This is a genomic window from Flavobacteriales bacterium (genome assembly GCA_020635395.1).
GTDB lineage: Bacteria > Bacteroidota > Bacteroidia > NS11-12g > UBA9320 > UBA987.
The window spans coordinates 85,363-98,446 of the sequence record JACJZV010000002.1; the positions used below are offsets into that span (position 1 = coordinate 85,363).

Annotated in this window: 11 protein-coding genes; 8 read left to right on the forward strand and 3 right to left on the reverse strand. The window is 37.8% G+C overall.

Features of this window, described 5'->3' with window-relative positions:
- The first annotated feature begins 202 nt into the window (after positions 1–202).
- The 7 genes from H6607_06650 to H6607_06680 all read left to right on the forward strand — a co-directional run bounded on the left by H6607_06650 (position 203) and on the right by H6607_06680 (position 7,692).
- Complete coding sequence (locus tag H6607_06650; GenBank protein MCB9262036.1) at positions 203–2,269, forward strand: BatA domain-containing protein; 2,067 nt, start codon at positions 203–205, stop codon at positions 2,267–2,269.
- Positions 2,262–3,539, forward strand: a complete 1,278-nt coding sequence (gene pyrC / locus H6607_06655) for a dihydroorotase (protein ID MCB9262037.1) — start codon at positions 2,262–2,264, stop codon at positions 3,537–3,539. Before H6607_06650 ends, pyrC begins: the two co-directional genes overlap by 8 nt.
- Before the next feature lie 20 nt (positions 3,540–3,559).
- On the forward strand, positions 3,560–4,516 hold the full coding sequence (locus H6607_06660) for a glycosyltransferase family 2 protein (GenBank protein MCB9262038.1): 957 nt from the start codon (positions 3,560–3,562) through the stop codon (positions 4,514–4,516).
- Between the two features lie 62 nt (positions 4,517–4,578).
- On the forward strand, positions 4,579–5,811 hold the full coding sequence (locus H6607_06665) for a sodium:proton antiporter (protein ID MCB9262039.1): 1,233 nt from the start codon (positions 4,579–4,581) through the stop codon (positions 5,809–5,811).
- A gap of 127 nt (positions 5,812–5,938) precedes the next feature.
- Positions 5,939–6,499 (forward strand): LemA family protein, encoded by a 561-nt coding sequence (locus H6607_06670; protein MCB9262040.1) that lies wholly within the window; start codon positions 5,939–5,941, stop codon positions 6,497–6,499.
- A gap of 25 nt (positions 6,500–6,524) precedes the next feature.
- Complete coding sequence (locus H6607_06675) at positions 6,525–6,959, forward strand: TPM domain-containing protein (GenBank protein MCB9262041.1); 435 nt, start codon at positions 6,525–6,527, stop codon at positions 6,957–6,959.
- Complete coding sequence (locus tag H6607_06680; protein MCB9262042.1) at positions 6,949–7,692, forward strand: TPM domain-containing protein; 744 nt, start codon at positions 6,949–6,951, stop codon at positions 7,690–7,692. Before H6607_06675 ends, H6607_06680 begins: the two co-directional genes overlap by 11 nt.
- 114 nt (positions 7,693–7,806) lie before the next feature.
- Here H6607_06680 and phaC read toward each other — a convergent pair whose 3' ends face one another.
- Together phaC and H6607_06690 are read right to left on the reverse strand one after the other, a co-directional pair.
- On the reverse strand, positions 7,807–8,859 hold the full coding sequence (gene phaC / locus H6607_06685; GenBank protein ID MCB9262043.1) for a class III poly(R)-hydroxyalkanoic acid synthase subunit PhaC: 1,053 nt from the start codon (positions 8,857–8,859) through the stop codon (positions 7,807–7,809).
- 83 nt (positions 8,860–8,942) lie between these two features.
- Positions 8,943–10,460, reverse strand: coding sequence for a hypothetical protein (locus H6607_06690; protein ID MCB9262044.1), 1,518 nt, complete (start codon positions 10,458–10,460; stop codon positions 8,943–8,945).
- 137 nt (positions 10,461–10,597) lie between these two features.
- Here H6607_06690 and H6607_06695 point away from each other — a divergent pair, with 137 nt between their 5' ends.
- A complete protein-coding gene (locus H6607_06695) occupies positions 10,598–11,008 on the forward strand; it encodes a MaoC family dehydratase (protein MCB9262045.1) in 411 nt (136 codons plus the stop codon).
- A 953-nt stretch (positions 11,009–11,961) separates the two neighbouring features.
- Here the strand turns inward: H6607_06695 and H6607_06700 are convergent.
- On the reverse strand, positions 11,962–12,951 hold the full coding sequence (locus H6607_06700; protein ID MCB9262046.1) for a hypothetical protein: 990 nt from the start codon (positions 12,949–12,951) through the stop codon (positions 11,962–11,964).
- Between the last annotated feature and the right edge of the window lie 133 nt (positions 12,952–13,084).

Sequence of the window (13,084 nt, forward strand, 5' to 3'; positions counted from 1 at the left end):
TTAAAAAGCCTAAAAGCAACATGCTACCAACCAGCAGTAACATTCTCTTTAGAAATTTTTTAATACGTTTTTGAGGTTTTGAGACCATTGCTACTAATAAAGATGCAATTAAAAAATTATTGATAATGATTTCAATTTTAAGACTATTTCAATTCTTCTATTTTTGCCAAAATAAAAAATAAGCAAATCCGTATAGTTTAAAATGAATTTTGTTTATCCGAATTTCTTGTGGGCGTTATTGTTGCTGGCCATTCCGGTAATCATTCATTTATTTCATTTCCGACGATACAAAAAAGTGCTTTTCCCGAATGTCCGGTTTTTGCAAAGTGTTCAAAAGGAGACCCAAAACGTCAAGAAACTACGAAATTTATTGGTGCTAATCAGCCGCCTGCTGGCGGTGGCATTCTTAGTTTTTGCGTTTGCTCAGCCGTATATTCCATTAAACAATAAAAAGATTCATTCTACCGATCAATTGGTTGGAATTTACATAGACAACTCGTTTAGTATGGAAAACGAAGGGAGCAACGGCCCCCTTATAGAAGAGGCAAAGGAGAAAGCTCGGCAGGTGGTTAGAGCCTATCAGGCCTCGGATAGATTTTTAATTTCGTCGAACACCAGAATGGCTCAACGACCTGTAAATCAAGATGATGCTATTGCCGCCATTGATGCAATTCAAATAAGTAAAATCAGCAAATCATTGAATGAGGTTGTGGGAAGCATAGAAAATAGTTTGACGAAAAATGGAGTAGCAGACCGCAAAATTTTTGTGTTTAGCGATTTGCAAAAACACCAATCAAGTTTGCCAACCACTTCCAACTTTGATAGCAGCTTGCAAGCCATTATTATTCCGGTAGAATCTAATGCGGCCAACAATGTAAGCATTGATACGGCTTGGTTTGAAAGCCCCGTTTTGCATCTCAACGAACCCATTGTGATGTTTGTAAAAATTAGCAACCATGGCTCTAATTCTGTTAGCAATGCCAGCCTATATCTGGATATAAATAATGAGCGAAAAGCAGTCTCCGGTTTTGATTTGACTGAAAATGGAAGTGCCACCGTTCAGCTGGGATTTAGCCTAAATCTGGGTGGGTGGCAAAATGCCAAACTTTCAATTGAGGATGCACCCATAACCTTTGATGATAATTATTTCTTGAGTTTTAATCTAAAATCAAACATTAACATTTTGGTGGCCAATGGTGCCGAACAAAGTGTTTTTTTGAATAAAGCATTTGGCAGAGATGGATATTATAAGGTGGCAAATGTGCAATCCGGCAATATTGATTTATCAACACTAAAAACCACCGATTTGTTGGTTTTAAATGAAGTACCTCAACTGAGTTCAGGTTTGGTTTCTGCCATTTCTGATTATGTCAGCGATGGCGGAAGTTTGTTGATTGTGCCATCAAAAGCGGCGGCTAATGGCTATTTGCAAAATCTTTCTCAGGCAATGCAACTGCCTACTTATGGCCAAATACAAACGCAAAAAAAGGCAATAGGGAAAATAGATTTGAGCAACCCATTGTTTGAAAAAGTTTTTGAAAAAATGCCCGACAATGTGGATATGCCAAAGGTGCTAAAGTATTATCAAATGGAAACCGCTGGCAAAACGGCATCTATTTTGTTAAAAATGGCCAACGAAAGTGCTTTTCTGACCAGCTCCAAGCATGGCTCGGGAAATGTTTATCAACTGTCAGTTCCGCTAAACGATGATTGGAGCAATTTTCAAAAACATGGCTTTTTCCCTCCTCTTATGCTTAAAATGAGCATGAATCGGTCGGTTGACTATTCGTTGAGCTACACCATTGATAATCACAATTTATTTAAAGCTGTACCGGAAATAAAGAACAGACAGGGCGAAGTAAAATTGGTTGGAGAAAAGGCTGAGTGGGTGCCGGTTTTAAATGGTCAAAGCAGCAGCCAATTTGTTGATGCAGGTTTTGACGATTTGAGTGCCGAAACATTGAAACTTATGGCCGGCGATAGCCTATTTCAGCTGGTTTCGTTCAATTATAGTCGGGAAGAATCAGGAAATGAATTTTACGAAGCTGATGAATTGCAAGAATTATTGCCCGGGGCAAAAATTACAAAGGTTGAGAATGCCGCATCATTTGTGAACCAAACTATTGGCGAAATGCAATTTGGCAAACAATTTTGGAAACTGTGCATTATTCTGGCCTTGATATTTTTGGCAATTGAAATACTTTTGCTGCGGTTTTGGCCAACCGAGTCAAAAACAGCAATATTGGAGAAAAATATAGGCGTTGTCTGATCGTTCAATACTCATAAAAAGGGGTACAGTCATAGACCCTGCAAGCGAGTTTAATCGCAAAGAAGTCGATATTTTAATTAAAAATGGAGTTATCGATGATATATCTACCAAAAATATTTCGGCAAAGGCCATAGAGGTTGTTGATGCCCATGGCTTAATAATCATGCCGGGCATGGCTGATATGCGTTGCCAACTGAAAGAACCCGGATACGAACACCAAGAAACCATTAAAAATGGTTGCGAAGCGGCCACTTTTAGTGGATTTACCGCCTTGGCTGTTCAGCCTACCACATTGCCCCTAACACAAACCAAGGCTCAAATTGAGTTTTTAAAGAAACACGAAAACTATGTTTTACCTGATTTACTGCCCATTGGTTGTGCCTCGCACGATTTAGAGTCGGGCGATATTACCGAAATGTTTGACATGACATCGGCAGGGGCCGTAGGATTTAGTAATGGAGATAAATCCTATAAAAATGGAGGAGTGCTGTTGAGAGCTTTGCTTTATTCCAAACAGTTTGGAGGATTGATAATGAGCCATGCCCTTGACGAAACATTGGTGGCTAATGCACAGGTAAATGAAAGTGCAACCACAGTTCACACCGGGTTGAAACAGCAACCGGATATTGTGGAAAGCACACAATTATTAAAGGAAATTGAGATTGCCGATTATGCTGAGGCTCATATTCATTTTTCGCATATTTCTTCGGCCAAAAGCGTGGAAATAATTAGAAAAGCTAAACGCCAGGGAAAAAAAATTAGTTGCGATGTGAGTATCTGGCATTTGGTTTTTAATGATACTTCGGTGGTTGATTATAACACCAACTATAAAGTATCTCCCCCTTTTAGAACAGAAAAAGACAGAAAGGCTTTGATTAAAGCCGTAAACGACGGCACGATTGATGCCATTGTGAGCGACCATAATCCTCAAAACATTGAAAACAAGCTGGTGGAATTTGATTATGCCAGAAACGGAATTAATGGCTTTCAAACTTTTCTTTCTGTATATTCCCAATATCTTTCAAAAGAAATATCGCTTGAAACATGGGTTAAAAAAACCTCCATCAATCCCAGAAAATTACTCAATCAACCCAAAATAGAAATAAATAAAAAGCAAGTTGCCAACCTTTTTGTGGCCGATTTGCATAAAAAATGGCTTTACGATAAAAAATCAAACCTCTCGGTTTCTACCAATAATCCATTGTTCGGCGGCGAATTGACAGGAAAGTGTATTGCGGTTGTGAATGGGGTTAAATACAATGTGTTTTAAATTTTAACTTCGCAACCTCTATGAACAACATCTCTATAGTTATCCCACTTTTTAACGAAGATGAATCGTTAGCCGAGTTGGCGACGTGGATTGACAAAGTAATGAATGCTCATCACTTTTCGTATGAAGTGTTGTTTATTGACGATGGTAGTACTGACAATTCATGGAAAGTAGTAGAGGAATTGAAGGCACAGAACAGTTGCATTAAGGGCATCCGATTTAGAAGAAATTATGGCAAATCAGCGGCTTTAAACGAAGGTTTTAAATATGCCAATGGGCAAGTTGTCATAACAATGGACGCAGATTTGCAAGACTCTCCCGACGAAATTCCGGAACTCTATAAAATGATAACTGAGCAGAGTTTTGACTTGGTTTCCGGATGGAAAAAGAAGCGATACGACCCCATAAGCAAAACCATCCCGACAAAGTTGTATAATGCAGTTACCAGCCGCATGAGTGGTGTAAAATTGCACGACATGAACTGCGGCCTAAAAGCCTACAACGTGGAGGTGGTTAAAAATATTGAAGTGTATGGTGAAATGCACCGCTACATACCCGTTATTGCAAAATGGGCCGGATTTAACAAAATTGGAGAAAAGGTTGTTCAACATCAAGCCCGAAAATATGGCACAACCAAATTCGGTTTAAGCCGCTTTGTATATGGGCCGCTAGATTTGCTCAGCATTATGTTTGTGGGCAAATTCGGAAAACGCCCCATGCATTTGTTTGGTTCTCTCGGAGCGTTATTTTTTGCCGGAGGCTTTGTGATAGCCCTATATTTATCAGTGGCAAAATGGATTTGGCATGAATATGAAATGACCCAACGACCGCTATTTTATCTTGGCATTTTGGCCATGATTATTGGTGTTCAATTGTTTGTTGCCGGATTTTTAGGCGAATTAATCAGCCGAACTGCCCGAGAAAGAAACCGCTACCAAATAAGAGAGTGGCTTGGCATTGAGGTACAGGAATCGTAGAAAATCTACCCTCAACAATCCATTTTAGTTTGATATAGTTGCTATAAAGCAATATAATCGCAATGTTTATGGAAGTAATAATAGCAATTTGCGTTCTCCTTTTACTGGCTTACTTTTTCGATTTAACGGCGGCTTTTACCAAAATTCCGACAGTTATTTTATTGCTGCTTTTGGGTTGGGTTGTCCGTCAGGCGGTACATTTTTTTGGTTTCGATTTTCCCGATTTAGAGCCACTTCTCCCAGTTTTTGGAACCGTTGGATTGATTTTGATTGTATTGGAAGGCACCATTGATTTAGAACTGAATATTTCAAAAATTGGCATAATCAACAAATCCTTTGTGGGTACCATAGTGCCCATGTTGGCCATGACTTTTCTAATTGGATATGGCTTTGTAGAATTTTCTGGGTGTACATTTCGGCAAGGTATCGTAAATGCCATCCCGTTTGGAGTTATCAGCAGTGCAATTGCCATACCCAGTGTTCGGCATTTGCATCGAAAAAATCGGGAGTTTATTACATACGAAAGCAGCCTTTCTGATGTAATTGGAGTGTTGTTTTTTAACTTTATATCCTTTCATCAAATTATCAATGGAAAAACCTTTGCCGTATTTGGCGGGCAACTGATTATTATGATTATTATATCCATGGCAGCCACGCTGCTCATGTCGTATCTGCTCAACAAAATAGAGCATCATATCAAATTTGTACCCATTATCATTTTAATTATTCTGATTTATGAATTGGCAAAAATCAGCCATCTTCCTGCGTTGATTTTTGTAATGATTTTGGGTCTATTTCTCGGCAATTTAGATCAGTTGAAAAATGTAAAATGGATGAAATTTTTCAACCCCGAGGGGTTGGATAAAGAGGTTCACAAATTGGAGGAACTTACCATTGAGGCCGCATTTTTGATACGTTCGTTATTCTTCCTGTTGTTCGGTTTTTTGATGGAAACAAAAGAAATTTTGAACCCCGAAACATTTGTTTGGGCTCTTTCAATCATTGCAATTATTTATGCTTTCCGCTTTATTCAACTAACAATTACCAATCTGCCCATCGCCCCACTGCTTTTTGTGGCACCTCGCGGATTAATAACCATACTTCTTTTTATATCCGTAAAAGAAAACGACAAAATTATGTTAGTCAGCAGGTCACTTGTCATTCAGGTAATTTTGTTGTCCATTTTGGTAATGATGATAGGATTGATGTGGCACAAACCGCAAAAAGACGATGCCAAAATTTCTGAGCCCCACCAAAATGCCATCGGCCCCACCGAAGAAACAAGTGTGGGATAAATAAATAAGGGTAGTTTATCGTTTACTTATGCTTTTTAATCGGCAAGGAGTAACATTTTAATTCTACATTTGTATCACTAAAAACGAAAACGATATGACAAATACAACAAAAATTTTATTGGCAGTTTTGGCATTTGTACTGCTTCTTGGAGGTTGCGGATATAACGGCATGCTCACGCAAAGCAAAAAAGTAGATGAGAAATGGGCAATGGTAGAATCAGCCTATCAAGCCAGAGCGGACAAGGTAAAAGGATTAGCTGCTATTGTTAAGAATGCTGCTGATTATGAGCGACAAACACTTACTGACGTTATCGAAGCACGTTCAAAAGCAACGAGCGTTAATATTTCAGCCGATAACTTAACCCCTGAGACGCTTGCTCAATTTGAGGCCGCCCAAAGCCAATTTACAGGAGCATTGGGGAAACTGTTGGCAGTAATCGAGCAATATCCCGATTTAAAGGCTGTTCAGTTGTATCGTGATTTTGAATATTCGTATGACGAGCTCGAAAATCAAATCAAATTTGCTAGAAACGAATACTCAACAGCTGCCACAGATTTTAATATTAAAATAAAGCGTATTCCAAATGTGTTTTATGCCAGTATATTAGGTTTTTATGAAAAGCCCTTGTTCAAAAGTAATCCAGGAACTGAAAATGCTCCCAATGTAAATGATGCTTTAAAGCAATAGGGCTTCAATTTTTAGAATCTTTTAAATGTCTTGGAAACCATTTTCAACCGAGGTTGAAAAGAAAATAACGGATGCCATTACTAAGGCAGAGTCTGAATGCTCGGGCGAAATCAGGGTTCATGTGGATGAATACTGCAAAAGCGACCCCGTTTTTAAAGCAAAGAATGTTTTTACTCATTTAAAAATGGAAGAAACCGAGTTGCGAAACGGAGTGTTGATTTATGTGGCTATGTTCGACCGCAAGTTTGCCATAATTGGCGACAAAGGAATACACGAAAAAGTAGGCGATGATTTTTGGGATAAAACCAAAGAAATTATGCTTGCAGAATTTATAAAAGGGGATATTCCTGCCGGTATTATTGACGGAATAAATATAGCAGCCGAGCAACTCAAAAAGTATTTTTCTGCCGATGATACGTTGGGCAACGAACTTTCTAACGATATTAGCTATGGGTCGTAGAATAGGTTTTATTGTTGTCTTAATTTCTTGGGTGTTTTCTGCTTATGCTAAAGAAGTACCTACTCATAACATGGGCGATGCAGCCTTTGTAAATGATTTTGCAGATGTATTATCTCCCGATGAAGAGACTCGACTTGTAAAAAAACTCAAAGAATTTTACGATTCAACGAGCAATGAAGTAGTGTTACTCTTGGAGAAATCGTTAGAAACAGAGCCAGTTTTTGATTACTCAGTGAAAGTGGCTAATGAGTGGGGTATTGGCGACAAAAACAACAAAAATGGTGTACTGATTTTTGTTGCCACGGAAGATCGAAAAGTGTTTATACAGGTTGGCCGAGGGCTTGAAGGTTCTCTAACGGCTGCACGTGCAGGCCGGATTGTAGACTATGTATTGTTGCCAAATTTTAAAAAACGCGGCTATTATGTTGGACTCAACGAGGCTGTGGATGAGGTAATCTCAATTACCGGTGGAGAGTATAAAAACACTAACCAATATAAAGGACTTCCCATTTGGGTCATTGTACTTGTCATCATCATCATAATTATTATTTTCTCCTCTTTTGGAGAAAACAGCGGACGCACCTATCAAGGCCGAAGAGGTGGATGGTATATTGGCCCAGGTCCGGGTGGAAATTGGGGAGGTGGTGGCTCTTCTGGTGGTGGCGGATTTGGAGGCTTCGGTGGTTTTGGAGGAGGTAGTTTTGGCGGCGGCGGAGCAGGTGGAAGCTGGTAAAACAAGGCTATGATTCATTCCCAATCAACTATCAAGTAACTCTACCCCCCAATCCATAAAAAAGCCGAAGCATATCATTGCTTCGGCTTTTTTATTACAATTTTTTGCAGATAACTACGAACGCTCAAGTACCCATTCGGCTACTTTTGGAGCTAATTCTTTTTGAGATTTTGCACCCACAAATACACCAATGTGTCCACCTGGGAATGCGTATTCTTGCTTGTCTTTTGTCCCCAATTTGTCCATTATTCCTAATGAAGATTCGTTTGGAATAATGTTGTCTTCTGTAGCATACACGTTCAAAAATGGAACAGTCATGTTTTTCAAATCGACTTTATATTCACCCAATTCAAATTCATTTTTGATGAGTTTATTGTCTCTAAATAGGTCTTTGATGTATTTTCGGTACATTTCGCCAGACAAATCAGGACAATCGTTTTTCCATTTTTCCATTCGCAAAAAGTTCATCAATTTATCCTCATCGTGCATCATGTCTAACACGCCAAAGTATTTGGCCACATCCATGCTTGGTTTTAGCATACTAAATGCACTGTTCATCACGTCAGCACTAATAGTTCCCATGCTTTCTACCATAGTGTCAACGTCCACATATTTAGTCCATTTATACAACATGTTACAGTTGGTATTGGTAAAATCGTAAGGAGCTACATAAGTGGTGAGCGTTTGCAATTTTTCGGGGAAAATAGCTGCGTAAATCATGCTAAATAACCCACCTTGACAGATGCCCATTTTGTGAATTTTTTCTACATTGTGGGTTTTTCTTACAAAGTCCACCGCATCGTTCATATATCCTAAGATATAATCTTCCATAGATAAGTAGCGGTCGGCTCGGGTGGGATAGCCCCAATCCATAATGTAAATATCCAATCCTTCGTCCAACAATTTTTTCATCAACGAACGATCAGGTTGCAAATCCAACACATCGTGTCGGTTCATTATAGCAAACGAAACCAATACAGGAATGGTTGTTTTAGCTGGAGTGTCTCTTTTGTAATGAAACATTTTTACTTTGTCGCATTCCCAAACCAATTCTTTTGGTGTGGTGGCAACTTCCACATTACCAATGTTTTGCAACGTTTCATATCCTTTTTTCATTTTTTCAGAAACGGTTACAAACTCATCAAATATTGCACTTGTATTTAACATTTTTTGTTTAAAATTTTAAGGTGAAATTATATGAAAAAAGCCTGAAAAAGTTTTCAGGCTTTCACTTTTAATTGTTCTTTAAATTATTTCTTTTTTGCTCTTGAACTTGCACTTGCAGCTGTTTTGGTAGCCGTAGTTTCTTTGTTTGCAGTTGTATTGTCCGATTCACTTTTAGGTGTTTCGTTTTGAGCGGCAAACATTTTCTCCAAGTTTCTATACATCTTTTTCAAGTTGTATATGTTTTGATAAACTTCGTCCATTTCGGTGCGAGTAGCTACTGGAATATTGGCCAAAATGGTTTTTTCCATTTGTTTTTCAATATCCATTTTCAATTTTAACTGCAAGCTGCTCACCTCAGTCATTAATTTGCTGTACTCATCACTTTCAAACATTTTAGAGAAAATCTCATCACCTGTCATCATCCAATCTTGGTAAACTTTGATAATGCTGTCAATAGTTTCTCCATTTTGAATTTTTTGGATAAGATTATCCGCAGTTTTGTCCATTACTTTAACGCCGTGCATGTACATCATATATTGCAATTCGTTGTTTTTCATATTGAATTCAACCATACGATTGTAAATGTCGTTCCATACGTTAAACGCTTGATAGTTGCTGTTGTCGGCCATTAATTTGCCAAAAGGTGCTGCTGCATTTGCAAATGCACTATTCATTTGACTGTAATTTTCCCACATTTTAGCAAATGGATTCATATTGGCCCAAGGAGTGTTGTTGTACTGAGCCTTAAATGCATTGTACTGGTTCATCATTGGGTTGGTCATTTGTTTCATTGAAGCAACAAATTGTTGATTCATTTGATCCATGTATTGTTTAGCACTATCAGGCATAAAGCTAAAAAACTGATCCATAAATGCTTTGTATTTTTCAGGATTCATAAATTGATTAAAAACCTCTTTGTTAAAGGTTTTGTCCTGAATATTTTTCATCATTGGCATCCACATTTCAAAGAAAGAAGACAAGGTGTTGGCCATGTTGTTCATTCCTTTAAATGATTCAGCAGCAGTAGGATCCACAAAGTTTTTTGTCCAATCGCTGTAGCTGTTGTTCATCATATCGAAATATTGCTTGGCCGCATTGCTCCAATAATTCATGCCTTCGTTAAATTTTGATTGCATGTTGTTGGTGTTCCAAAAAGGATTGTTTTGAGCCCAAGTTCCAAATGGATTGTTATTCATCCATGAGCTATATGGGTTGTTTTTCATCATATTTTCCCAATAGCTGTTGGCTTGATTGAAGCTGTTTGTCCAATTTTTGAACCACTCTTGGTTGTTGGCTTCAAAATTGAATGGATTTGACGCATTCTTGGTACTGTTTTCGAATACGTTTTTGGCCATATTCATTTGGTTTTCAAACCATTGCTGGAAATAATTTTGAGTTTCTTTAGAATTTTGTTCCATTTCTTTTGTTGATTTTTCAAATTGAGAACCTACCTCATTCGCTAAATTCTTAACCGCTTCGGCAGAATCGCTATAGATTTTTTGAGTTTGAGCAATTGTTTCTTGCACAATCGGCATTTCTTTAACAATTTTTTTAGTACTTTCGGCCAATTCATTCACGAAACTACTTTGAGCTTCAAGCATTGTTTCAAAGAAATTGTTAGAATTTTTTTTAGTTGTCATTATAAATGATTGTTTTTTCTTTTTAAAATCGCGGCAAAATTACAATTTTGTTTGGTGATAACACTAAAATTGCAAATTAAAAAAGTAAAATTTACATTATGATAAATTTAGGAGATGAATTCGTTCACGAATTTAGTTATACTCAAGAGGACGTAAACACGTTTGCAAAGGTTACTGGAGACACTAATCCGCTGCACATAGATGAAGAAACCGGTAAAAACAGTCCATTTGGTAGAAACATTATTCATGGTTTTTTGGGGGGCAGCGTTTTTACCAAAATTTTTGGTGCTTTATGGAAGGTAGACGGCCATGTGTACATGAAACAAACCATGCAATGGCTAAAACCGATGTTTGTGGATACACCTTATGAGGCAAAAATTACTGTTAAAGAAATTTTCCCTGATAAAAATAGAGTACTCTACGACTGTGCGATATATGACAAAGCAACTGGCACTCAAACCTTTACGGGTGAAGCATTGCTTCAAAACAAGGTGCAGTATGTGTGGTAAAAAGAACCGAGCAATTGCTTGAATCAACACCGTGAAAATGTAGTTAAGCTTTTATCCCCTTTGTGATTTCTAACCGGCAAGGGGTAATTAGGCTTGAAATATTTCTCATATATTTTGGTGTCATTAAGTCTTTTTCATTCCACGGGATACGCTTTTGTAACACCTTCGTGTACTTTATGAAGATAAAGTCAGCTTGATACAGAAGACAAAAATGCTGTCTTCGACGTAATTGTGCCTTTTGAAGAGGCAACCAAAGCCAGCGTGTTGTGCGTTGCCCTTTTTTGCTGATAGAAACAAGTAACTTCAGAAAAGTATGGGTTTAATTTTGAATCAGAAACGAACCATAAATGTCGGGTTAAAGAGAAGTATCAAAAAGATAATTCTGCATGGTTTGCTGAAAGTAAATTTATAATATTTTAATAAAACCTCCGATTCAACTTGGTGTAAAGTGCTGACAACCAATTTATTATATCCTTTTTAACATTGTAATAAATAATTGGGCTTGGATTAAGAAAAAGACCAACTTGTTGGTTAGTTTACCCCGATGAATATGAAGAATTAAAATTAGCAAATAACTAATTCATAAATACTTAGTCGCTTCCAGATATCAAGTGCTGATTCTATGCTAAACTCAACCCTTCAAACGTTTCAATTCCTTAATGGATTTTGCCCGAAGCCGTGTACATAGCCACCGTTGTTACCAATTTTGGCGACCATTTCACCACGAGAATTGCCAAAATGATTTACCCATAACCCTGCAAATACTAAGATTTTTAGAACTTGTCTGATGTGGTCTAAATCCAAAGAAAAAATATGTTTGCTGATATGGAAAAATTCACATTTTATCATTCTTAGGGTACACAGGTGTGTCACTTATATTTGGCTAAAGTTCGGTTTACATTCCTTGCTTTTGAACGGAAGTTGAACCCAAAATGGGTGGTAGATTCAAATTTTTAAATCCCCATCCGCTCCACCGCCTTTTGGCAGCCATCAATTTCGGCATTTATTTTTTTAAAAAAACGGTATCGGTGTGTTTCGCTTACATCGGTTATAAGGGTAGATTTTCTGATTAGGTTTTGCATCCATTTGGAGGTTTCGCTGCAAAAATCGGCATCGGTAGTGCTAAGTGAGTTAAAGGTATTGTGGCTTATAAAAACGGTGGGCACTTCGGGGTGTTCTACCAAAATGCAGTTGTTGCCTATAAGCACTTCGCTGTTGTAGATTGTCAGATTTTGTTTTGAAGAGTCGTTGAGTTTCGAGGCCTTTTCGGCCTTTTGTTGCAGGTCACTCATCATTTGTCGAACCTCGTGCAGCACTACTTCGGCATCGCCAAAACTTTCAAACTGACCTGATTCTACCATATATAAAATTTGCCGTAGGGTAGAGTTTACCGATTCTTCGGTCCAAATTTCAGTGCTTTCAATGTTGTTGTAACTTTCCAGCAAATCTTTGCCCGACTTTAAAGTATCCGGATGGATAAGTTCTTTGCGAAATCGTTGGCCTACTAAACTCGACTCATTGAGTACCGCTTTTTGCCAATAAAAAAGTTTGAAAGTGGCCAATGCCGGATAGTCAAAATGATGAAAAATAGGCACATCTTCTGCAGCATAAATGATCTTGCCGCCAGTTTTGGACGCATAGTCGATAAAGTTTTTTATACCTGAAAGATATTGCTCAAAACCCCCTTTCAAATCATACAATTTATTGAATTTAAAGGTAATAGACTGGTTCAGTTTATTAAAAAACAAACTCAAGTCAAGTTTAAAATGGCTGCAAACCTTCATGGCCTCGTCAATGGTAAATGGGGTTTCGCTTCGCAATCTGCGGTAGGCACTATCTTTTGAAACGGCCAACACTTCGGCCAACTCATCAGCCAATAGCACATTGACAGAAACTGACTTTTTCAAATAGTCAACAAATTTTTCTTGAAATGATTGTTCCATATAATTTGCAAAATATGCAACTCAAAATTAACAAAAAACGGAATCATGCAATTACCGAACTATTTCTACTAAAAAATTCAAGTATCTAACGCGAAATATTCTAAAACTTTTGTGCGGCCAACGCTCATTTGCA